General features: G+C 69.8%; 22 protein-coding genes. 8 read left to right on the forward strand and 14 right to left on the reverse strand.

Annotated elements, in window-relative coordinates; translation table 11 throughout:
* Nucleotides 1-65 precede the first annotated feature (65 nt).
* The 14 genes from ACFY36_RS21020 to ACFY36_RS21085 form a co-directional block, all read right to left on the reverse strand.
* Nucleotides 66-2,159: a flagellar hook-length control protein FliK gene (locus ACFY36_RS21020; RefSeq protein ID WP_499747667.1), complete on the reverse strand. Its 2,094-nt coding sequence runs from the start codon at nt 2,157-2,159 to the stop codon at nt 66-68.
* 21 nt (nt 2,160-2,180) lie between these two features.
* On the reverse strand, nt 2,181-3,194 hold the full coding sequence (locus tag ACFY36_RS21025) for a transglycosylase SLT domain-containing protein (RefSeq protein WP_499747668.1): 1,014 nt from the start codon (nt 3,192-3,194) through the stop codon (nt 2,181-2,183).
* On the reverse strand, nt 3,191-3,697 hold the full coding sequence (locus tag ACFY36_RS21030; RefSeq protein ID WP_499748190.1) for a flagellar FliJ family protein: 507 nt from the start codon (nt 3,695-3,697) through the stop codon (nt 3,191-3,193). The genes ACFY36_RS21025 and ACFY36_RS21030 overlap by 4 nt, the downstream gene beginning before the upstream one ends.
* A gap of 861 nt (nt 3,698-4,558) precedes the next feature.
* Nucleotides 4,559-5,872 carry a FliI/YscN family ATPase gene (locus ACFY36_RS21035; protein WP_499747669.1) on the reverse strand — a complete coding sequence of 438 codons (1,314 nt, stop codon included), beginning with the start codon at nt 5,870-5,872 and terminating at the stop codon, nt 4,559-4,561.
* An 11-nt stretch (nt 5,873-5,883) separates the two neighbouring features.
* Nucleotides 5,884-6,558 carry a FliH/SctL family protein gene (locus tag ACFY36_RS21040; protein ID WP_499747670.1) on the reverse strand — a complete coding sequence of 225 codons (675 nt, stop codon included), beginning with the start codon at nt 6,556-6,558 and terminating at the stop codon, nt 5,884-5,886.
* A complete protein-coding gene (gene fliG, locus ACFY36_RS21045) occupies nt 6,542-7,573 on the reverse strand; it encodes a flagellar motor switch protein FliG (protein WP_498655677.1) in 1,032 nt (343 codons plus the stop codon). The genes ACFY36_RS21040 and fliG overlap by 17 nt, the downstream gene beginning before the upstream one ends.
* An 81-nt stretch (nt 7,574-7,654) precedes the next feature.
* Complete coding sequence (gene fliF / locus ACFY36_RS21050) at nt 7,655-9,283, reverse strand: flagellar basal-body MS-ring/collar protein FliF (RefSeq protein ID WP_499747671.1); 1,629 nt, start codon at nt 9,281-9,283, stop codon at nt 7,655-7,657.
* A 1-nt stretch (nt 9,284) separates the two neighbouring features.
* The gene (gene fliE, locus ACFY36_RS21055; protein WP_499747672.1) at nt 9,285-9,662 is read right to left on the reverse strand and encodes a flagellar hook-basal body complex protein FliE; all 378 of its coding nucleotides are present in this window, start codon (nt 9,660-9,662) and stop codon (nt 9,285-9,287) included.
* A gap of 8 nt (nt 9,663-9,670) precedes the next feature.
* Nucleotides 9,671-10,063, reverse strand: coding sequence for a flagellar basal body rod protein FlgC (locus ACFY36_RS21060; protein ID WP_498655674.1), 393 nt, complete (start codon nt 10,061-10,063; stop codon nt 9,671-9,673).
* A gap of 2 nt (nt 10,064-10,065) precedes the next feature.
* A complete protein-coding gene (gene flgB / locus ACFY36_RS21065) occupies nt 10,066-10,413 on the reverse strand; it encodes a flagellar basal body rod protein FlgB (protein ID WP_498655673.1) in 348 nt (115 codons plus the stop codon).
* 180 nt (nt 10,414-10,593) lie between these two features.
* On the reverse strand, nt 10,594-10,929 hold the full coding sequence (locus tag ACFY36_RS21070) for a hypothetical protein (RefSeq protein ID WP_499747673.1): 336 nt from the start codon (nt 10,927-10,929) through the stop codon (nt 10,594-10,596).
* Between the two features lie 10 nt (nt 10,930-10,939).
* Nucleotides 10,940-11,320 carry a flagellar export chaperone FliS gene (gene fliS, locus ACFY36_RS21075; RefSeq protein ID WP_499747674.1) on the reverse strand — a complete coding sequence of 127 codons (381 nt, stop codon included), beginning with the start codon at nt 11,318-11,320 and terminating at the stop codon, nt 10,940-10,942.
* Nucleotides 11,321-11,365: 45 nt separating this feature from the next.
* Nucleotides 11,366-12,712 (reverse strand): flagellar filament capping protein FliD, encoded by a 1,347-nt coding sequence (fliD, locus tag ACFY36_RS21080; protein ID WP_499747675.1) that lies wholly within the window; start codon nt 12,710-12,712, stop codon nt 11,366-11,368.
* A 126-nt stretch (nt 12,713-12,838) separates the two neighbouring features.
* On the reverse strand, nt 12,839-14,080 hold the full coding sequence (locus tag ACFY36_RS21085; RefSeq protein ID WP_499747676.1) for a flagellin N-terminal helical domain-containing protein: 1,242 nt from the start codon (nt 14,078-14,080) through the stop codon (nt 12,839-12,841).
* 269 nt (nt 14,081-14,349) lie between these two features.
* Between ACFY36_RS21085 and ACFY36_RS21090 the strand changes: the two genes are divergently transcribed.
* The 8 genes from ACFY36_RS21090 (at nt 14,350) to ACFY36_RS21125 (ending at nt 21,241) form a co-directional block, all read left to right on the forward strand.
* Entirely contained in the window at nt 14,350-14,835 is a 486-nt protein-coding gene (locus ACFY36_RS21090) for a flagellar protein FlgN (RefSeq protein WP_498655668.1), read from the forward strand.
* Nucleotides 14,835-16,244, forward strand: a complete 1,410-nt coding sequence (flgK, locus tag ACFY36_RS21095; RefSeq protein WP_499747677.1) for a flagellar hook-associated protein FlgK — start codon at nt 14,835-14,837, stop codon at nt 16,242-16,244. Before ACFY36_RS21090 ends, flgK begins: the two co-directional genes overlap by 1 nt.
* 13 nt (nt 16,245-16,257) lie before the next feature.
* Nucleotides 16,258-17,157, forward strand: coding sequence for a flagellin N-terminal helical domain-containing protein (locus ACFY36_RS21100; RefSeq protein WP_499747678.1), 900 nt, complete (start codon nt 16,258-16,260; stop codon nt 17,155-17,157).
* Nucleotides 17,158-17,198: 41 nt separating this feature from the next.
* Complete coding sequence (gene fliW / locus ACFY36_RS21105; RefSeq protein WP_360246901.1) at nt 17,199-17,597, forward strand: flagellar assembly protein FliW; 399 nt, start codon at nt 17,199-17,201, stop codon at nt 17,595-17,597.
* An 82-nt stretch (nt 17,598-17,679) separates the two neighbouring features.
* Complete coding sequence (gene csrA, locus ACFY36_RS21110) at nt 17,680-17,922, forward strand: carbon storage regulator CsrA (RefSeq protein ID WP_499747679.1); 243 nt, start codon at nt 17,680-17,682, stop codon at nt 17,920-17,922.
* Nucleotides 17,923-17,985: 63 nt separating this feature from the next.
* Nucleotides 17,986-19,545 carry a methyl-accepting chemotaxis protein gene (locus ACFY36_RS21115; RefSeq protein ID WP_499747680.1) on the forward strand — a complete coding sequence of 520 codons (1,560 nt, stop codon included), beginning with the start codon at nt 17,986-17,988 and terminating at the stop codon, nt 19,543-19,545.
* A gap of 99 nt (nt 19,546-19,644) precedes the next feature.
* Nucleotides 19,645-20,379: a hydrolase gene (locus ACFY36_RS21120; protein WP_499747681.1), complete on the forward strand. Its 735-nt coding sequence runs from the start codon at nt 19,645-19,647 to the stop codon at nt 20,377-20,379.
* 82 nt (nt 20,380-20,461) lie between these two features.
* Nucleotides 20,462-21,241 carry an SRPBCC family protein gene (locus ACFY36_RS21125; RefSeq protein ID WP_499747682.1) on the forward strand — a complete coding sequence of 260 codons (780 nt, stop codon included), beginning with the start codon at nt 20,462-20,464 and terminating at the stop codon, nt 21,239-21,241.
* Nucleotides 21,242-21,248: the final 7 nt, after the last annotated feature.

Genomic DNA, 21,248 nt, shown 5'->3' on the forward strand with positions numbered 1-21,248 from the left:
CCGGCTCCCGCCGGTCCTTTTCGTCGTATCCGCTTCGTCGTATCCGCGCCTCGCGCGAGACGCTGTCAGGCGTGGATGTCGAGGCGGCTGTCGCCCGGGACGGCCCGACGGATGGCCGGAGCCGGCTCGGTCGGCAGGGCGGTCTCGGCCGGCTCGGCCCGGCCGGCGCCCGGGAAGCTCGCGGCGAACTGCTGCCGCGCCTGCTCCTGCTGGTTGCCCTGCCGCAGGTCGAGGTTCGTGTTGCCGAAACCGGCGTCGTTGAGCTCGCGGCGCAGGTCGTCCATCGCGTTGCGCAGCGCCTCGTTGCCGGCGTCGGTGCTGCCCGAGAGCTGCACGGTGATGTCGCCGTTGCGGATCTCGGCCACCACCTGGACCGGGCCCAGATCGACCGGATGCAGGTGGACGGTGAGCCGGTGCACGCCGTCGGCGTCCAGCTTGAGAGGGACGATCCGCATCGCGAGCTGGGCGGCGGGCGGGCTGGGCACCTGGGACGGCGGAGGCGGCGGCGCGGCCGGAGCGGCGGGCGCGGCCGGTGCGGCCGCCTGCGGTCCGGAGACACCGGCCATGCCGGCCTGGCCGAGCGCGCCGGGGTTGGCCGCGCCGTCGGGGGCCACACCAGGCGCCGCGGCCGGATTGACCGGATTGGCGGAGGGTGCGGGGGCCGATGAGCCGGCCTCGGCGGTCTCGGTGGGGACCGTCGCGGCCTCCGGCTGATTCTGTACGTCGGTAGGTGCGGCCGCGGTGGCGTCGGCCGGAGCCGGCGCCGTCTCCGTGCCGGTGGCTGGAGCTGCGGTGGCGGGAGCGCCGGTTGTCGGGGCGCCGGTCGCCGGCGCGGTCGCGGTGGCCGTTCCGGCCATGGCCGCCTGGGTGAGGGTCGCGGCGGGGTCCTGAAGGGCGAGCCGGCCCGACCCGTCCGGAGCGGTGGCCGGGGTCATCACCGACACGCCGTCCTGCGCGAGCTGGGCGGCGAACTCGGCCGGAATGGGCGTGCCGGCCTGGCCGGTGGCGCCGGGCTGGGCGCCGGCGACGGCGCCGGGACCGCCGAGGCCGAGACCGAGGGCCGAGCGGCCGGTGGCGGCCTGGGCGGCGGCGGCCTGCGCCTCGGGGTTCAGATGGGCGCCGGTGGGTGGCAGGCCCAGGGCGGCCGGCGTGGCGCCGGCTGTCGGGGGCGCGGCCGGGCCGCCGGCTAGCGCGACTCCGCCGACCGGCATGTTCGGGCCGCTGCCGGGGGCGGTTGTGGTGGTTTCCTGGGCTGTCGGGACGGGCTGGGTGGTGGTGGGCTGGGCGGTGGCGGCGGCCTGGGCCGCGCCCGCGGTGGCGGCGGCCAGGGCTCCGGCCAGAACGCCGGCCGCGGCGTCGGCCGTCTTCACCTCCGGCGCCGTCAACGTCTCGCTGGTCTTCGCCTCGCCGGCCTTTGCCTCGGTGCCGGTCGTCTCGGTGGTTTCCTCGCCGTCGGGACGCTTGGCGCTGCCGGGCGTCTTCGCGGTCTGCTTGTCCTCGGGGCGCTTGCCGTCGGCCCGCTGGGCCTCGCCATCGGGCGTACGGCTGTCGTCGGCCTTTCCGGCCTTTTCTGCCCTTTCAGCTTGGTCGGCGCGGTCAGCGCGGTCAGCGCGGTCAGCGCGGTCAGCGCGATCAGCTCGGTCAGCTCGGTCAGCTCGGTCGGCGCGATCAGCTCGGTCGGGCCGGTCCGCGCGATCTCCCCGGTCCGTTCGCTCGACGCGGTCTGCCTTTTCCGATTTATCGGTCTTATCCGGTCGCTCCGTCCGGTCCGAGCGGCGGTCGGAGGCCGCACGCCGGTCCGCCGCCGCCCGATCGGCGTCGGCCCGGTTGAGGCGGGCCCGGTCCGCGGCCTCACGCTGCAGGGCGTTGCGGCTGGCGGCGGCCCGCTGGTCGGCGGCCTGATCAGCGGCCCGGTCGGCCGCGCGATCGGCCGCCCGGTCCGCCGCCGCGCGGTCGGTGGCGGCCCGGTCGGCCGACCGCCGTTCGTCGGCCCGGCCCTGCGCGGTCCGCTGCCCGTCGTCCTGACCCGGGCGGCTCAGCTCGGCCGACAGCGCGGAGTCGAATTCGTCCCCGCCCTCGCCGCGCTTGGCGCCCGGACGGCGGCCGATGTCGGCGACCGACGCGCGGTCCGCTCCGCTGACGGAATTCGGGCTCTTCATGAGACTTCTCCTCGGTGTGGCTCAGCCGCCCAGGGCGGCCAGAGCCTTCTGGACCTTCGGGACGTACGCCTGGGTCTCCGAGAACGGCGGGATGCCGCCGTACTTGTGCACCGCCCCGCCGCCGGCGTTGTAGGCGGCCAGGGCCAGCGGCAGCGACTTGAACTCGCGCAGGTTGCGGGCGAGCAGCTTGGCGGCGCCGTTGATGGCCTGCTCCGGATCGAACGAGTTCTTGACGCCGAGGCCCTTCGCCGTCGACGGCATGATCTGCATGAGGCCCTGCGCGCCGGCCTTGCTGACCGCCTCCGGGTTGTAGCCCGACTCGACCTTGGCCACGGCGGCCAGCAGCTTCGGCGATACGCCGTACCGGTTGCCGGCCTGCACGAAGAGATCGGCGTAGGGAACGCCGGTCAGGGAACTGCCACCCCGCAGGCTGGCCGGGCGGACCGCCGCGGCGGCGTTCTGCGCGGCCACCGCACCCGTGTCGCCGTCCGACACGACCCTGCGGATGTGAGTCGGCTTCTCGTACACACTCTGGATCTTGACCTGGTCACCCGGCTTGGGCGCCGCGATCATCTTGTTGTCACCGACGTAGATGGCGACATGATCGACGGGGGAGTCGAAGGCCAGGATGTCGCCCGGCTTGGCCTGGGCCAGGTTCGGCACGGCCTCGCCCACCTTGGCCTGCTGGTACGACAGGCGGGGAACCTTGACGCCGAGATCGGCGAAGGCCCGCTGCACGAGCGACGAGCAGTCCAGCCCCTTGGCCGGATCGGTGCTGCCGAAGACGTACGGCGTGCCCAGATATTTCTTCGCCGAGTCGACCACCGACTGCCCGGTCGCGGCACTGTTCAGGCGCATGCCGGGCGCGCCGCCGGTGGCGTTGGCCAGAGCCGAGGCGAAGTTGCTGCCGCCGGCCGTGGTCACGGTGCCGTTCGCGGCGGTGCCGGTGGCACCGGGCGCCGGGTTGACGGGTGTCAGGCCGAGCTGGCCCTGCAACTCCTGGATGCGGTTGAGCACCCCGGCGACGCCCCTCACGCGTCGCTCCCGCCACCCCGGGCGGCGTTGCGCGCCTTGCTCGTCATCGCCAGCTCGTCCAGGTTGGCCTGGTCCTTGCGCAGATCGTGGGCACGCACCATCTCGGCGTGCCGCTCCGCCATCATCTCGACGGCCCGGCGGCGCTTGGCAGCGTCGGCCAGCACGGCCATACGTTCACGCTCCAGCTCCTCGGCCTCGGCCACCATGCGCTGGGCGCCCATGAGCGAGGCGGCCAGAGACTGCCGGGCCGCGATCGACGCGACGATGGCACGGGCGGTGCCCTCGGTCGGAGCCTCAGCGCCGACAAGATCGAGATGCCGGCGCTTGACCAGGGCCTGAGCATCACGAACATCGGCCCGAGACTGGTTCACGGCACCGCGGGCGACATCCTCCTGAGCCTTACGGGCACGCAGTACGGGCGAGAGTCGGAAGAATCGGTTCAAGATCGCCTCCCTGGCACACGGGCATACGGCGCCCTCACCACAAAAGGTCGGCTCGCACACCGTTTCGCTGAGCCGCTGCACCCGAGTCGCAACTCAGCTGCTGGCTGCGCTTCGCTCCGCGGGCGATCGCCTTGTAACCGGTGACTTGGCAGTCGGTTCTCCGCCACCCGCACACCCCGCGGGCGTCGGAGAACCGAATGCCAAGTCACCGGCGGCGATCGCGGGTGCTCCACCAGCTTCACCCGTCACGCGTCGCCCGTCGCCCGTCGCCCGTCTCCGCGCTCCGGCGCGCTGCCTCGCCGCAGCCCGTCAGCCGTCATCGTGCCCAGCGCGCTGTCTCGCAGCTTGCAGCCCACGTTGTCCGTCACGCGCCCGCGTTGCCTCGCAGCCCGTCTCCCGTCGCTCGTCAGCCGTCATCGTGCCCGGCGCGCTGCCTCGCAGTTTGTAGCCCGTCACCGCGCCCCGAGCGGCCCGAAGCCCGTCGGCCGGCCGCCAGCCGCCATCGTGCTCAGCTTCCCGGCCTCGCAGCTTGCAGCCCGTCGCCTGGCACGCGTCGCCCGTCACCGCGCCCGCCCGCTGGCTCGCAGCTCGCAGCTCGCAGCTCGCAGCTCGCGGCCTGCCGGCCGTTGCCGCGGCCGAGCGCTGCCGCGCAGCTTGCAGCTCGTGGCCTGGCACGTGGTTCGGCATCCGCCGTGTGGCTTTGCCGGCTGTCTGATGGTCGGCTCCCGTTGCCGTCAGTTCGACATTGTTGCGCGGTCTGCTGGTGGAGTGGGCTCTGTCCACAGGTGTCGTGGTTGTCCACAGGGATACGCACGATCTTGTGGTTTTCGCGAGGATGTGTGGCAGAGGCGGGGGTCCCCCTGGGAGGGCGGGGACTGCCTTGGTGAGTGGAGTCTGCGGTGGTGGGCGTAGGCCTCTGGGTCAGCTGCCGGCGGCCTGGATCAGGGCGTGCAGCTGGGCCCACGCCTGTTCGGCGGTGACGCGTTCGTCCAAGCCCTGGCGCAGGAAGGCGTTGATGTGCGGATAGATGGCCGTGGCGCGGTCGGCGTCCGGGTTGGTGCCCGGCACGTACGCCCCGATCTCCACCAGCTCCCTGATGTCGCGGTGGGCCGCCATCAAGCGGCGCAGCTCCGTCGCGTCCGACTTCTGCTGCGGGGTGGTGATTTTGTTGGCTACCCGGGAGATCGAGTCGAGGGCCTGGATGCTCGGGAAGTGCCCGGCCGTGGCCAGCTTCCGATCCAGCACGATGTGCCCGTCCAGGATCGAGCGGGCCGCGTCGGCGATGGGCTCGTTGTGGTCGTCGCCCTCGACCAGCACCGTGTAGAGGCCGGTGATGCTGCCTCGCGCTCCCGGCCCGGCCCGCTCCAGCAGTGACGCCAGCATCGCGAAGACCGACGGCGGATAACCCCGGGTGGCCGGCGGCTCGCCGACCGACAGGCCGACCTCACGCTGCGCCATCGCCGCACGCGTCACGCTGTCCATCATCAGCAGCACGTCCGCGCCCTCGTCCCGGTAGTACTCCGCGATCCGGGTCGCTACCGCGCCCGCGCGCAGGCGTACCAGCGGTGGCGTGTCCGACGTCGCGATCACCACGATCGAGCGGGCCAGGCCCTCCTCGCCCAGGTCGTGTTCGATGAACTCGCGGACCTCGCGGCCGCGCTCACCGACCAGGGCCACCACGTTGAGCTGGGCCGACGTGCCTCGGGTGATCATGCTCATGAGGGTCGACTTGCCGACGCCGGAGCCGGCAAAGATGCCGATGCGCTGGCCTCGGCCGCACGGCACGAGGGTGTCCAGGACCCGTACGCCCAAGGGCATCGGCGCGTCGACCAGCTGCCGTTCCATCGCCGACGGCGGCGCCGCGTCGATGCTGACCAGCTGGCCGCGCAGCGGTGGGCCGCCGTCCATCGGGCGGCCGAGGCCGTCCAGGATGCGGCCCTGCAGGTCGGGACCGACCGCCACCCGCAGCGGGCCGCCCGTGTTGACCACGGGAGTTCCGGTGCCCAGGCCGGCGATCGGGCCGAGCGGCAGGCAGGACAGCTTCTCGCCGTCGAGCGCGGCCACCTCGGCGTACACCGCCTCCGGGCCCTCGCCCATCTGCAGCAGGTCGCCGACCCGGGCGTCGATGCCGGCCACCGTGACCCGAAGGCCGACCGCGCCGACCACCTTGCCGCGGGTGAGCGGCCGGGCCGCCTCGAGGGCCGCGCTCATTCGATGCCGGAAGACGTCCGTCATGAAGCTGCCTCCTAGATTCGCAGCGCCTCGCGCGCCCGGTCCACGGCCGCCGCGATCGTCGCGTCGACCGTGCCCATGCCCGTCTCGGCCACCGCGTCGCCGGGGCGCAGCCCGCCGTCGGGGCGCAGGCTGATCTGGCGCCCCTCGTACTCGAAGTCGGCCTCGCCGTTCTCGCCGACCAGGGTGTGGAAGTCGTCCGGGTGCAGGCTGACGACCAGCCGGCCGGCCTCGGGGGCGGCCGCCATGGCCCGGCGCAGCGCGTCCATGCCGCGGCCCTGCGGATCGTCCACGACCCGCCCGATGATCGCCTCGGCCAGTTCGAAGGCGTGCGCGAGCAGCACCTCCTGCAGTTCGGCGAAGGTCGGCATCAGCTGGTTCTCCAGCTCGGTCACGGCCCGGCCGAGAGCATTGACGGCCTGTACGAGGGCGGCCGCGCGCCGCTGCTCGAAGGCCTGGGCGCCGGCCTGGGCCCGGGCCGCCGCGGCCTGCGCCTCGACGGCCGCCTCGCGCTGGCCCTGCGCCCATCCCTCGGCGTAGCCCGCGGTGCGGGCCTGCTGTTTGGCCCGCTCGATGGCGTCGCTGTCGGCCGGTATGCCGGTGCGCAGGTCGACCGAGAAGCGGGCGGCCGCGGCCGAGTCGGCCATCGAGCCCCGCAGGACGGGGCGGCTCTCAGGCGATGAGCTCATCGGCCTCGCCGCCGCGCTGAACCTCGATCTGACCGGAGTCCTCGAGCGAGCGGATGACCGACACGATCTTGGCCTGGGCCTCCTCGACCATCTTGACCTTGACCGGGCCGAGCAGGTCGATCTCCTCGAGCAGGTTCTCGCGTCCACGCTCGGACAGGTTCTTGGTGACCTTCTCGCGGACCGTCTCGGGCACGCCCTTGAGGGCGGTGGCCAGGTCGGCCGGTTCCACCTGGCGCAGCACGAGCTGGATGGCGCGGTCCTCGAGGTTGACGATGTCCTCGAACATGAACATCCGGCGCCGGATCTCCTCGGCCAGCTCGGGGCTGCGGGCGTCCAGGGCTTCCAGGATGAGGCGTTCGGTCGTACGGTCGGCGCGGTTGATGATGTCGACCAAGGGTTGCAGACCGCCGACGGTGGAGAGCTCGTCCGGCTGGAGCACCGTCGACAGCTTGCGCTGGAGCGCCTGCTCGACCTGGCGGATGATCTCCGGCGAGGTGCGGTCCATGACCGCGATCCGGTGTGCGACCTCGGTCTGCACCTCCAGCGAGAGGCCGGCCAGGATCGACGAGGCGAGCGCCGAGGGGATGTGGGCGAGCACCAGCGCGATCGTCTGCGGGTGCTCGTACTGCACGTACGACAGCAGTTGCCGGGGGTCGGCGTGGCTCAGGAAGTTGAAGGGGATGTCGTTCATCGAGGCTTCGAGCCGGTCGAGGATCAGCGCGGCCCGTTCCTTGCCCAGCGAGGCCTCGAGCAGCTCGCGGGCGTAGTCCATGCCGCCCGACCCGGCGTACCGGGTCGTCGCCATGGCGTAGAACTCGTCCATCACGTCGTCGACCTGTGTGGGGTCGAGCTTGCCCAGGCGAGCGATCTCGGCCGAGATCATCTCGACCTCTTTCTCGGACATCTGGGCCATGATGTGCGCGGACTGTTCCTTGCCGAACTGGACCAGCATTATGGCGGCCTTGCGCACGCCCGTCATCGACATGGTGGTGAGCGCCGGTGTGGGTGTGGTCAACGCGTACTCCCTCGGACCGTCGGCAGAAAGACCGTCAGCAGAAAAGGCGGCGACCGGCGATCACCGGCCGCCGCCAAGGCGTCAGTGCGTCGCGTCCGCGGCCAGCCAGCCGCGTAGAAGCACCGCCATCTCGTCAGGTTGATCCTTGACCATCTGCTCGATCTCCCGCTGGCGTTCCTGGCGAGCCTGCACGTTCGTGTCGTCCATGGCGGCGGTTCCCGCCTCCAGCATCTGAGCGGGGATCGCCTGGTTCAGCTCGGCCAGGCGCTGTGCCTCCAGCGCCGCCTGCATGTCCTCCAGGTGCTTGCGCTCCTCGGGGGTGAGCCCGCGGCGCTTCTTGCTCTTGCGGCTGAACCGCCAGGCCAGGAAGAGCAGCGCCAGGACGATCGCGCCGAGCGCGCCCGTCTTGATCAGCGACATCTGCTTGGCCTGCTCCGCGGCCGTCGTCGAGGCGCTCAGGGCGTTCTGCGCGGCCTGGGCGGCGCTGGTGTCGAACGGCATGGCGCTGACCGCGATGGTGTCGCCCCGGGTGGCGTCGATGCCGGCGGCCGCGCTGACCAGCTGCTGCACCTGCGCCGGGTCGATGGCGGTGGAGGCGTTGCTGTTCAGCAGGACCGCGACGGCCAGCCGGTCGATGCCGCCGGGCGCGCTCTTGCGGGTCTCCTGGGTCTCGTTTATCGCGTTGTTCTTGACGCTCGTGCTGTTCTCGTACTGCCCGGCGTCGGTGCCGCTGCCGCCGGTGGTGCAGCCGGGGCCGGAGACGTTGTCCGGGCCGAGAACGCCGCCGGCGCAGTTCTGGTCCCCGTTGTACGCCTCGCGGCTGTTGCTCTCCGACAGGGCCGGGACCGACGGGTCGGCGTTGTAGGTCTTGCTGGTCGTCTGGCTCTGGTCGAAGTCGAGCTCGGCGGTGGTCGTGACCACGGCGTTGCCCTGGCCGACGACGCTGTCGAGCATCTTCTGCAGCGAGCTGTTCATCCGGTTCTGGAAGGCGACGGTCTGCGCCTCGGTGCCGCTGTCGCCGCCGGTGCCGATGGCCGCACCACCACCGGTCGAGAGGATCTTGCCGTCCGCGCCGGCCACGGTGATCTGGGTCGGGTCGAGGCCCTCGACGCTGGACGCCACGAGGTGCACGATCGATTGCACCTGGTCGCTGCTCAGCGGCTGGGTCGAGCTCGAGGCGACCAGCACGGAGGCGGTCGGCACGTCCTGGTTGTCGGCGAAGACGTCCTTCTGCGGGATGACGAGGTGCACGGTGGCCGCCTCGACGCCCTCGATGGACTTGATCGTGTTGGAGAGCTCACCCTCCAGCGCGCGCTGATAGTTCGTGTGCTGCATGAAGTCGCTGGTGGTGATGCCCTGCTGGTCGAGCAGGGAATATCCGGTGCCGGCGTCGCCGGGCAGCCCTTCGCTGCTCAGCGAGAGCCGCAGCTCGTTCACCTGGTCCTGCGGTACCAGGACGGTCTGGCCGTCGTTGGCCAGCTCGTACTTGGTGCCGGCCTTCTGCAGCGATTCGACGATCGCGCTGGCGTCCTTGTTCGACAGGTTGTTGAAGAGGATCGAGTAGTTCGGCTTCGACGCCCACGTGGCGAAGAAATACGCGCCGACGATGAGGGCGACGACTGCCGCGATCGTGACGGCCTTCTGTCCCGGGGTGAAGGACCGGAACGTGTCCGTGACGCGGCGAACCGGAGCGGGAAGGCGGTCGGTCATGTCAGGCCTGCATCCTCATGATCTCTTGGAACGCTTCCACGGCCTTGTTGCGGACGGCCAGCGTGAGCTGCATTCCGAGCTGCGCCTCGTTGGCGGCCATCGTGTACTGCGCCGGGTCCTGCAACTCGCCGGTGGCGACCTTGGTCGCGAGATCCTCGGCGTTGTTCTGGCTGGCCTGCACGCTTTCCAGGCCGCGGGAGAGCATGCTGGCGAAGCTTTCGTTGGGGCCCTGTGCCTCTTGGGCGCGGGTGGCGCCGGTGGCCAGCGACTCGGCGCCGCCGGCGCCTCCGGTGCCGCTGATCCCGCCGGTGACCGCGTCGATGCCGGACAGGCCGGCGACGCTGGAGAACCCGCCGATCGGGCTGATCGCGGAAGTCATGGCCTACCTCACTTCCCGAGGTTGATCGCCGCTGTGTAGGAGTCACGGGCACGGTCCACCACGGCGAGGTTCGCCTGGTAGGCACGTTGCGCCATCATCATCTGGGCCATCTGCGAGCCGAGGTCGATGTCCGGCTTGCGGACGTAGCCCTCCGCGTCGGCCAGCGGGTTGTCCGGCTCGTGCACGAGAACACCCTCGGCGCTGCCGAACTGCACCCCGCCGACCTGGGCGCCGTTGCCGTCCTGGGCCTCCTGGGCGACGACGTAGCGGGCCTGGAACGCCTTCTCCGAGGTCCGGCTGACGTTGTTCATGTTGGCGATGTTGTCGGACACCGCGTCCAGCCACTTGCGGTAGACGGTGACGCCGGTGCCGGCGACACCGAGAGCGTTGAAGGTACTCATCGTCAGGCTCCCTTGATGGCTTCGCGCAGCATCGAGTACTTGTGGTCCAGCGCCCGCATGGTCAGCTGGTAGCGCATCGTCGTGTCGATGTGGGAGATGGTCTCCTGGTCGAGGTTGACGTTGCTGCCGTTGAGCCGGGTGGGCTCGAGCGAGTTCTGGACGTTCGGTGCGACGCCGAGCGGTGACATGCCCTTCGCGACGGCGCTGCGCAGCGCATCCTCGAATTCGACCTTACGGGCCCGGTAGCCGGGGGTCTCGATGTTCGCGATGTTGTTGGCGATGGCGCTCTGCCGCTGCGCGAGACCCGCGACCGCGACCTTCAAGGAATTCGAGGAGATGTCGTCGAACACAGCAGCTCCTTGCTGGGAGAGTCAAGGTGCCGTTCCGTGGCGTTCCGGGGAGCAATCCGTTGCTCGTACCATGCAGTTCGGCCCGACCGCCGATCCGCTGAGCGCGAAACGGTTGCTGACTGGTTGCACGCAAACGTCCCGGGAACCGCTGAGCGGGTTCCCGGGACGTTTGTCTGCTTTTTACATTGCCCGGTCGACGTAGAGCGGCCGTTTGACCGCCTCGCCGGTCTCGATCCGGGTCGTCACCGCGATCTGCTGGCGGTTGGCGGTCAACCGTCGTGCGATCTCCTGAGCTGCTTTGAGCTGCCTGGTGAGGATCTCGTCGGCGCGCGGCTTGAGCTCCAGCGGCAGCGCGCCGAGGTCGGTCGGCGGTTTCCACAGGTTGGCCGGCGGGGTTTCGGCGTGGCGATGCTCGTCGGCGAGCATCGCCTCGACCGAGGCCACGTCGAGCTCCAACTCGTCGAGGGCCGCGCTCCAGGCGCCGTTCCAGCCTCCGCCGGAATCCTCACAGCTCACGGGAAGGCCCTCAGCCCGCGACCGCCGAGGCGGCCGCCTCGCGCCAGGCGTCGCGCAGCGGCTCGAGGAAGCCCCGCACGGCCGCGATCCGGTCGGCGTCCTTGGCGATGTTGGCCCCGATCAGCTCGGTGAGCACGTAGCCGTAGAGGTTGGCCAGGCCGGGCGCGCCCGACCAGGCCTCGACGTCGAGGCTGACCTGGAGCTCGATGACGATCTCCTGGGCGTGCGTGATCTTCTCGTGCGCGGTCTCCGTCTCGCCGGCGCGTACCGCCTCCTCACCCTGCATCAGGTCGAGGATCAGGCGGTCGTACAGCATGATCAGCAGTTTGGCGGGCGAGGCGGTGTTGATCGAGTCCTGAAGGTAGCGGTCACGCAGATTCGGGGCGGCCATGGTTCTCCTCGGTCAGGTGCGGACGGGCTGGTGGATGAGGGCGGGTCAGAGGCCGGAGAGCTGTCCGGCGAGCCAGCTCGACTGCTCCTTCATCTTGCCGAGGGAGACCTCGAGGTCGGAGTACGTCTTCTGGAGCGCCGCCTTGCGTGATTCGAGGCGGAGATCCCAGTTCTCGATCTGGCTCGTGAGGTTGTCGATCTCGTTGTTGCGGCCGGTGATCACCGAGGTGACGTTCTTCGACTGGTCGACCGCCAGCGTCCTCATCTGGTCGCCGAACGCGATGGCGGCGGCCTGGAACGCCGTGGGGTCCTCGCCGTACTTGGCCTTGAAGGTGGCGGTGTTGAAGGTGAGCTGGCCACCGCGGGAGAGCTCGACGCCGAGCTTGGCCAGTGTGGTGTTGAGGGTCTTGTCGACGCCCGGGTTGGTCGTCTCGTCGTACGCCGGATTGTCGTAGGTCAGACCAAGGCTGATCTTGCTGAGGATCGCCTGCGACATGTTGCGGACCATGAAGTCGCCGGTCAGCGGCGAGCCCTTCTTGGTCGCGGCGTCGTACCGGGTCTGGTTCGCGACCTCGGTGAGGGTGCCGTTGACGGCGTCGACCAGGGCCTGCATCTTCGCCGCCATGCCGCTGACGTCCGATTCGGCGCTGATCGTGACGTCGTTCTCCATCTTCGAGACGGTGATCGAGACGCCGGGCATCAGCGTGGTGAAGGTGTTGGTGGCGCTGGTGACGCTGTAACCGCCGGCGACCCCCTCGCCGCCGCCGATGTCGAGGCGGGCGTCCTTGGCCTGCGCCACTTCGACGAGGTCGAGGCCGGACAGGCCGTTGTCGACGGTGAAGCCCGCGGCGGCGCCGGTCTTGGCCCCGCTGAGCTGGAGGATGTTCTCGTTGCCGCCGGTGGTGACCAGGACGGCCTTGACGCCGATGCCGGCCGCGTTGATCGCGTCGGCGACGCCCTGCGCCGTCTTGTCCTCGCCGAGGTTGACGGTCTTGGCGGCGCCGCCGACCGTGAACTCGATCGTGGCGGCGCCGGTGATGTCGCCGTCCTTGGCGACCTTGGCCGTGTTGATCTGGTTACCGGCCAGCGCGCCCACGTTGAAGATCGTGGTGCCGGAGGCGGTGTTGGTGCCGCCCGTGCCGGTGGCCGTGACGGTGGCCGAGCTCGACGTCGGCTTCACCGCGCGCCAGGTGGCGAGCTTGCCGATGTCCTCGGCGGCGGTCTTGAGGGCGGAGAGCTTGGAGTTGACCGATTGGTAGGAGGTGACCGCGGTCTGCGCCGTGGAGACCTTGGTCTTGAGCCGGTTCTGCGGGGCCGCCTCGACCTGCATGAGCTGCGAGATCACGGACGAGGTGCTGAGACCACTGACGAGGCCGTCAACCGAAGTGGACACGGGCGCCTGCCTTCCGGTGCGAAAGAGGTGCGGAAAAACAAGTGGGGGAACCGGCATGTTCCGCCGGCTTCCCCCACCTATTCGGTCGCACGGCCGGGAGATTAGCTCCCGACGGTGGCAATTCGGTTAGCGCAGCAGCGAGAGAACGTTCTGCGCCGACTGGTTGGCCTGCGACAGCATCGACGTGCCGGCCTGGGTGAGGATCTGCGAACGGGTGAAGGAGACCATCTCCTGCGCCATGTCGGTGTCACGGATACGCGACTCCGACGCGGACAGGTTCTCCACCGCCACGTTCAGGTTGTTGATGGTGTGCTCGAAGCGGTTCTGGACGGCACCGAGCGAGGCGCGGCTGTCGGAGACCGACTGGATCGCCTTGTCCAGCACGTCGATCGCGGCGTCCGGGTCCTTGGTGAGGTCCAGAGCGCCGGTGCCGAGCGTCTCGGAGTCGACCGCGCCGATGTTGATGTTGATGCTCTCGGTGCGGTTGGCGCCGACCTGGAACTTGCCGGTGTTGCCGCCGTCGACCTTCTCCATGGTGGCCGAGGTGCCCAGGTCCGCGATCGCGTCGATCTCGAGCCCGCTGGAGGCCGCGCCGATCGAGAAGGTCGACGTGGGCACGTTGGTGCCGGTGTTGTTGCCGTCGTCGGCCATCTTGGTGCGGGCCGACATGGAGACCTCGGTGCCCTGGTAGCCGGCGGCCTTGAGCGCGGTCTGCATCTTGTCGTTGACGACCGCCGCGACGTCCTGAGCCGTCGTGGCGTTGGCGAAGTCGGCCGCGTCGATCTTTACGTTGATCGCCAGCTCGGTCTCGCCGTCGGCCGGGTCCAGAGTCTTCTTGCCGGCGATCGACGTGATGTTGAAGTCCATGCCGCCGGCCTTGACCGCCGCGAGCGCGTCCTCGTCCTTCACGGCGGTCGACGTCGTCTTCTCGGTGGTGCCGAAGGCGCCGCCGAGAAGCTTGGACTTGCCGAACGCGGTGGTCTCGCCGATGCGGTCGAGCTCGGCGTTCAGCTGCTGCATCTCCTTGTTCGAGGCCTTGGCGGCCTCGGAGTCGGTGGCGCCCGAGTTCGCCGTCTGCACGGAGAGGTCACGCATACGCTGAAGGATCGAGGTGACCTCGTTCAGCGCGCCCTCAGCGGTCTGCGCGACGCTGACGCCGTCCTGGGTGTTGCGGACGGCGACCTTGAGACCGCCGATCTGCGAGCGCAGGCCCTCGGAGATCGAGAGGCCGGCCGCGTCGTCCGCCGCCCGGTTGATCCGGAAACCACTGGACAGCTTCTCCAGCGACTTCGACATCTGGCTGTCGGTGACCGACAGGTTCCGGTAGGCGTTCTGCGCGGCGATGTTCTGGTTGATACGAAGACCCATGAGTAGTTCCTCCTTGAGGGGTCTCTATGCCGGCCCGTCCTTGGAGCCGAGGCGTACGCCATTCCGTTCGGCGCGACGCCGACGGTTCATGAAGCAGTGTGCGAGATTTCTTCGCTCTTTTCCGGCGAACCCGGAGAAAGGCCTCGAACCCGTAAATGGGCCGATTCGGGGGAAATCCCTCAGCGGAGTGGGGGACGTGCCGACCTGTCCGAATGAGCGGGCTCGTCAGTGGGGACGTGCCCGACCCGAGGCGAGACGGAGGTCCAGGGGTGAGTCTGACCGACCTGGCCAGCGTCCTGTGGCGGTCACGTGAGCTGCTCGAGATGCTGTTGTTCAAGCTTGAGGAGGAGCAGCTGCTCCTCGCCACCGGGCGCTCGCGCTGGCTGAGCCACGCCACCCGCGAGGTCGAGGTGGTCCTCGACCAGATCCGCCAGACCGAAGTCATCCGGGCCGCTTACGCCCAGGACTGCGCCGTCGAGCTGGGCCTGCCGGCCGAGGCCTCGCTCGGCGAGCTCGCCGACGCCGCCCCCGAACCCTGGGGCGACCTGCTGCACCAGCACCGCAAGGCCTTTCTGCTGCTGACCTCCGAGATCAGCGCCCTCGCCGACGTGAACCGCGACCTGCTCACCGCCGGTCAGCGCGCGGCCCGCGAAACCATGCTCGCGTTCGCGGAAACTGTGGAAACGTACGGACCGCAGGGGCAGACCGTTTCGGGCGGCGTCCGCCGCTCCAGCCTGGTTGATGAGGCAATCTGATGGCTAGTTCCTTCGGCGGTTTGAACACGGCGCTCACCTCGCTCTACGCGCAGCGCCGCGGCCTGGACATCTCCGGGCAGAACGTCGCCAACGCCAACACCGAGGGCTACACGCGGCAGAAGGTCCGCATGCAGTCGCAGACCGGCAGCCTGAACCCGGGCGTCTACGCGACGACCACCCAGGTGGGCAACGGCGTGACCGTCTCGTCGGTCGAGCGTGGCCGCAACGAATATCTGGAGCAGCGCGGGCGTACGGAGCACGCGAACTCCTCGTACATGGCGACCCAGAAGTCGTCGTACGAGCAGATCGAGAGCGTGCTCGCCGAGCCGAGCGACACCGCGCTCCAGGCACGCATGCACGACATGTGGGACGCCTGGAACGACGTGGCCAACAACTGGCAGGACTCGTCGACGCGCACGGCGCTGATCGAGCGCAGCCAGACCGTCGCGACCACCCTGAACGACACCCACGCGTCGCTGGACAACCAGTTCACCGCGAACCGCAGTCAGGCTCAGGCGTTCGTCAGCCAGGTCAACAACCTGTCGGCGCGGATCGCCGACATGAACCAGCAGATCGTGGTGGCGCACGCGTCCGGCCTCGAGGCGAACGAGCTGATGGACCAGCGCGACACGCAGATCATGCAGCTGTCCGAGCTGACCGGCGCGACGACGCAGAGCAAGACGAACGGCGCGATCAACGTCTATCTCGGTACGGCCCCGCTGGTCAGCGATTTCAATACGCGCACAGTGGAACTGAGCGGCCCGCCGTCGCTCGCGGCGTGGACCGAGGACAACCCGGTCGCTCTCAAGTGGACGGACACCGACGCGCCGGTGACCACCGGTGGTCAGATGGGCGCGATGTTCGACACGATGAACAACATCATCCCCACCATCTCGGGCCAGCTCGACGACGTGGCGGCCGCGCTCGCCAAGAACGTCAACGACGCGGTGATGGCCGGCTACGACATCAACGGCGACGAGGGCACGGCGTTCTTCGAGGGCACCACCGCCGGCGAGATCAAGGTGCTGGTCACCACCGCCGACAAGGTGGCGTTCTCGGCCGGCAACCCCAAGGACATCGATCCCGAGAAGGCCGCGATGGACCACGGCGTGGCCGACTCGCTGTCGGAGATGGGCACGTCGCCGGACGGGCCGGACGCCGCGTACCAGAGCATGATCGGCAAGCTCGGCGTGGCCTCGCAGGCGTCCGCGCGGCGCAGCGACATCCAGGACGCGGTCACCGACCAGGTGGACACCGCGCGCCAGGCCGAGTCGGGCGTCAATCTCGACGAGGAGATGACCAACCTGCTGACCTTCCAGCGGGGTTACGAGGCCGCCTCCCGCGTGCTGACCACTATCGACTCGATGCTCGACCAGCTGATCAACCGCACCGGCCTGGTCGGCCGATGACGAGGGGGACAGCATGACGATTCCGAGCCGGGTCACCGATTCGAGCATGTCGCACCGCATGCTCGGCGATCTCCAGCGCAGCATGGGCCGCGGCCAGAAGCTGCAAGCGCAGATCTCCAGCGGCAAGCAGCTCAGCAAGCCGTCCGATTCGCCGACCGGCACCGTCACCTCGCTGCAACTGCGTGGCGAGCTGCGCGCGACCCAGCAGTACACGCGCAACGCGGACGACGCGGTGGGCTGGCTGGGCACGGTCCAGGACAAGCTCGGCGCCGCCTCGAGCCAGATCATCCGCGTACGCGATCTGACCGTGCAGGGCCTCAACGCGGCCTCCGGCGACGACGGCGCGCGTTCGGCGCTGAAATACGAGATCGACAACATCCGGCAATCGCTGATCGGCGAGGCCAACACCAGATATATGGGCCGGCCGGTCTTCGGCGGCACCACACCCGGCGACGTGGCGTTCGACGACACCGGGAAGTACGTCGGCAACACCGCCGAGACCACCCGTACGGTCGGCCCGAACGCCCGGGTCCGCATCGAGTCCAACGGTGTCGACGCGTTCGGCGCCAACGACAGCGACACTCAGCTCTTCACGGTGCTGAGTGACATTTCCAAGGCATTGGACGACAACGATCACGAGGCGCTGGACGATGCGCTGGGTCGACTCGATTCGGCCCACGATTTACTAAAGTCCACCCTTTCGGACGTTGGCGCCCGATATAATCGGATTACGCAGATGAAGCAGTCAGCAGACGACCATCTGCTGTCCGTGACGTCGCAGCTGTCCGATATCGAGGATGTCGACCTGCCCAAGGCGATCATGGAATTGCAGATCCAGCAGACCTCGTATCAGGCCGCCCTGGCCGCCTCGGCCAAGGTGATCCAGCCCTCGCTCATCGATTTCCTGAGGTGACCATGAGTACTCGCACCGCGTACCGACCCATCGAGGCCTCCATGACCGACGCGTCAATGGGCCTGCCGACCATCACCATGGCGGTGCCCATGCCGGGCTTCCCGGCACACCGGGAGTTCGTCCTGGTGCGGCTGAACGAGGACGGTCTGCTCTACGCGTTCACGTCCATCGAGGACCCGGAGCTGCGGTTCCTCGTGGCGCCGCCGGAGCCCTTCTTCCCGGACTACGCGCCGGAGATCGAGAAGGAGGTCTTCGCGGCCCTGAACAGCAAGGACCCGGACCGTCTGCTCCTGCTGACCGTCATCACGGCCGGCCAGAACGAGACCACGGCGAACCTGCTGGCGCCGATCGTGGTCGACCGGGACAGCATGCGTGCCATGCAGGTCGTGCTCAGCGGCTCCGGCCTCCCGGTCCGCGCGATCATGAACCGGGCCTACTGAACCGTCTCGGGCGCGGTCGCGGTCCCCGCGACCGCGCCGTCTCGCGATGCTGTCCGTCCACGGATGGAGGAGGGCACCGACGATGCTCGTACTGACCCGGCGCGCCGGGGAAAGCGTGATGATCGGCGACGACGTCATCATCACTGTGCTCGAGGCGCGCGGCGATGTGATCCGGCTGGGCATCCAGGCTCCGCGTGACGTGCAGGTGCATCGGGAAGAGGTGTACCGGGAGCTGCAGGCGGCCAACAAAGAGGCCGCCTCGCCGACGGAGGACGAGGTCCAGGCGGTCTCGAAGCTGCTGCAGGGACCGGACACGACGGTGTGAGCGTGGCGGGCGCACCGCCACGCTCTCTTCCTGAACTGCAGGACAGTTGCCAAGGGAGATGCGATGTCGCGACTCGCCCACCTCGGGATCGCCAAGCGGCTGACGTTGATCGTGGTGGTCGGCGCCGTCATGCTGGCCGCCCTCGCCACGATCTCACTGGTCGGGCAGGACCGGCTCGCCGACCAGGCCGATCTGGTGTCCCGCCTCCAGCAGGGACAGGCCGCGCTGAACCATCTGGACACCCGGCAGAGCGAGCTCAAGGTGGACGCCTACCGCTCCGCCCTGGGTCAGGACGTCACGCAGGACGTCCTGGACGACGTGCAGTCGTCGACCGAGGCGGCCGACGCCGTGGTGGCCGCGAATCTGCCCGGCGACATGGCGGCCACGTTCGCCGACGACCGTCCGGACTTCGTCGACTTCAGCGCCTTCATCACCGAGTTCACCACCGCGGCCAAGGCCGGCACCGGCTCGGTGACCTCGCGGCTCGGCGAGATCGCCGAGCGGAACAACAAGACCGACGACGAGCTGGGCGCGCTGGTCGACCAGGTGACCGCCGCGGTCGAGTCCGAGCAGGCCGACATGACCACGACGGTCAACCGCATCCGTACGCTGTCGCTGGTCGTCGCCCTCGTCGGGCTGATCCTGCTGGTGGCGCTGGCCATCCCGCTGGCCCGTTCGATCCTCGTGCCGGTGCGCACGCTCGGCGCGGTGATCGACGCGCTCTCCCGTGGCGACCTGACCGGGCGGAGCAACATCACGAGCCGCGACGAGCTCGGCCGCATGGCCGCCGGACTCGACGGGGCGCTCGAGTCGATGCGTACGTCCATGGCCACCATCGGCCGTGACGCCGACGCCCTGGCCGAGGCCGCGGGTCAGCTCTCCGTGGTGGCCGTGCGCATCTCCGAGGCGGCCGAGAACACCGACCGGCAGTCGGCCGCGGCCGCCGCCGAGGCCGAGGAGATCTCCCGCAACGTGCAATCGGTGGCCGCCGGCTCCGAGGAGATGGGCCTGGCCATCCGCGAGATCTCCCGCAACACCAGCGAGTCGGCCCAGATCGCCTCGGTGGCGGTCTCCGAGGCGGCCCGCGCCACCGACACCGTTCGGCAGCTCGGCGACTCCTCGGCCGAGATCGGCAACGTCATCAAGCTGATCACCTCGATCGCCGAGCAGACCAACCTGCTCGCCCTCAACGCCACCATCGAGGCGGCCCGGGCCGGCGAGGCCGGCAAGGGCTTCGCCGTGGTCGCCAGCGAGGTCAAGGACCTGGCCCAGGAGACCGCGCGGGCGACCGAGGACATCGGCAGCCGGGTCGCCGCCATCCAGCAGGACACCAGCGGCGCGGTCGAGGTCATCTCGCGGATCTCCGAGGTGATCGCGCAGATCAACGAGTTCCAGACGACCATCGCGTCGGCCGTCGAGGAGCAGACCGCGACCACCGGCGAGATGAGCCGCAGCATCGCCGAGGTGGCCAATGGCTCCTCACGCATCGCCACCAACATCGCCGATGTCTCGGCCGCCAGCGCCGAGTCGGTGCGCGGCGTCGAGCAGACCCGCCAGGCGTCGGGCGACGTCTCGCGCACGGCCGACGAACTGCGCGACCTGGTCGGCACGTTCCGGCTCTGAGAGCACGCACCCGGACCGCACCGGCCGCACACCGGGGTTGACAACACCGCTGCTCCACTCTCTTGGTCATAGGGAAAGCCCGACCAGCCAGGAGAGAACGTGACCGCAGAGCGGGAATCAGTCGTCAGCGCCGTCGAGGCGCTGGATCTGACGACGGACGCGCATGTGCACACCGGCTTCTCGGCCGGGCGGGACAGCGTCGGCGTGATCGTCTCCGCGGCCGACCAGGCCGGCCTCAGGGCGCTGACCTTCGCCGATCAGGTCGGCCCGGACAGCACCTGGCTGCCGGCGTACGCGGACGCGATCGCCCGGGCCCGCCGCCGCACCGACCTGACCCTGCGCGTCGCCGCCGAGATCGAGGTCGTGCGCCCCGACGGCTGGCTGGCCATGCCGGCCGACCTCGGTCATGTCGAGGCGGTCTCGGTGGCCGTCTCCGGTCTGCCGCTGGAGCGCGGCGTGCTCGGGCCCCGGGACGTACGGGCCCTGATCGCCACCGGCGAGATGACCGCCGAGCAGGTCGCCGAACGCCTGGTGGCCACCACCATCCTCGGACTGCGCCGGGCCTGCCGGTACGCGCCGACCCAGCTCGCCCGGCCGTTGCGCCTGCTCACCGACGTCGGCCTGGACGACGCCGTGCTCTCCGCGGACCTGGTCGCCGCGCTCGCCGCGGCCTGCCGCGAGACCGGCACCCTGGTCGAGATCAGTGAGGCCTGGCGCAGCCCGTCGGGCCGGATCGTGGCCATGCTGCGTGCGGCGGAGGTGGCGATGGTGCCCGCGAGTGACGCCCGGTACGCGGCCGAGGTCGGGCGCTGGCAGTACGTGCGCCGGGTCTGATCGAAACCGACTTCGCTTAGTTATCGCATACGTACTCTCAGTCATGCCGACAGTCGGCACCCGCAGGCATGGGAGAGATGCGATGAGTATGGTTCAGCAGGCCATCGAGGTGAGTGCACCGTTGCACACGGTGTACGAGCAACTCGCCGCGTTCGAGAACTACCCACGGTTCATGAGTGGCGTCCGTGAGGTCACCGCGATCGGCGGCGACCAGACCCACTGGATCATGGATGTCGAGGGCAAGACGCGCGAGTTCGACGCCCAGATCACCGAGCGCCGGGTGGACGAGCGCGTGTCGTGGTCGACCATGGAGGGACCACTGCTGGCCGAGACCCTCACGCTGCGGCCCCTGGGCGAGACCAAGACGCAGGTGGTGGCCCAGCTCGAGGCCGACATCGCGTTCCTCATGCCGAACGACCGGCACGGCCAGCAGTCGCTCACCCGCCGGCTCAAGGACGACCTGACCGCCTTCAAGGGCATGGTCGAGGGCGGCGTCAGCACCAAGCGCCTCACGCCGTCGCCGGCCGCCGTCGCGGCCCGGGCCCGCAACCGGCCGCCGCACCCCGGCGCGGGCTGGGGGACGAGCGCGGCCGAGCGCAGCAACGCCAGCACCATCGACCTTCCGCACCACCGTGGCCTCCCGGCCAACTCGGGCACCAATGTGGACATCACCTCGGCGCCCGGCATCCGCAGCGCCCGCGACCTCGACGACGTGCTTCCGCCCGGCCGCCGGATCGCCGGGAACGGCCCGGTCAGCGGCGCCGCCGGCACCGCCCCGATGGGCGGGCGCACCCCGCAGAAGGACACGTGGGGCGACGGCATGATCAACGAAGAGGACCGGGGCAGCGCCCACGATCGGTAAGCCCGGA

The sequence above is a fragment of the Actinoplanes sp. NPDC000266 genome (assembly GCF_042899005.1).
GTDB lineage: Bacteria > Actinomycetota > Actinomycetes > Mycobacteriales > Micromonosporaceae > Actinoplanes.

Excerpts from the sequence above, each read along its gene's own strand:
- fliE (WP_499747672.1), bottom strand. The coding sequence starts at position 9,662 with ATGACTTCCGCGATCAGCCCGATCGGCGGGTTCTCCAGCGTCGCCGGC.
- csrA (WP_499747679.1), top strand. The coding sequence starts at position 17,680 with ATGCTCGTACTGACCCGGCGCGCCGGGGAAAGCGTGATGATCGGCGAC.
- fliF (WP_499747671.1), bottom strand. The coding sequence starts at position 9,283 with ATGACCGACCGCCTTCCCGCTCCGGTTCGCCGCGTCACGGACACGTTC.
- flgK (WP_499747677.1), top strand. The coding sequence starts at position 14,835 with ATGGCTAGTTCCTTCGGCGGTTTGAACACGGCGCTCACCTCGCTCTAC.
- ACFY36_RS21020 (WP_499747667.1), bottom strand. The coding sequence starts at position 2,159 with ATGAAGAGCCCGAATTCCGTCAGCGGAGCGGACCGCGCGTCGGTCGCC.
- fliS (WP_499747674.1), bottom strand. The coding sequence starts at position 11,320 with ATGGCCGCCCCGAATCTGCGTGACCGCTACCTTCAGGACTCGATCAAC.
- ACFY36_RS21040 (WP_499747670.1), bottom strand. The coding sequence starts at position 6,558 with ATGAGCTCATCGCCTGAGAGCCGCCCCGTCCTGCGGGGCTCGATGGCC.
- ACFY36_RS21125 (WP_499747682.1), top strand. The coding sequence starts at position 20,462 with ATGAGTATGGTTCAGCAGGCCATCGAGGTGAGTGCACCGTTGCACACG.
- ACFY36_RS21085 (WP_499747676.1), bottom strand. The coding sequence starts at position 14,080 with ATGGGTCTTCGTATCAACCAGAACATCGCCGCGCAGAACGCCTACCGG.
- fliW (WP_360246901.1), top strand. The coding sequence starts at position 17,199 with ATGACCGACGCGTCAATGGGCCTGCCGACCATCACCATGGCGGTGCCC.
- ACFY36_RS21115 (WP_499747680.1), top strand. The coding sequence starts at position 17,986 with ATGTCGCGACTCGCCCACCTCGGGATCGCCAAGCGGCTGACGTTGATC.
- ACFY36_RS21060 (WP_498655674.1), bottom strand. The coding sequence starts at position 10,063 with ATGAGTACCTTCAACGCTCTCGGTGTCGCCGGCACCGGCGTCACCGTC.
- ACFY36_RS21100 (WP_499747678.1), top strand. The coding sequence starts at position 16,258 with ATGACGATTCCGAGCCGGGTCACCGATTCGAGCATGTCGCACCGCATG.
- ACFY36_RS21035 (WP_499747669.1), bottom strand. The coding sequence starts at position 5,872 with ATGACGGACGTCTTCCGGCATCGAATGAGCGCGGCCCTCGAGGCGGCC.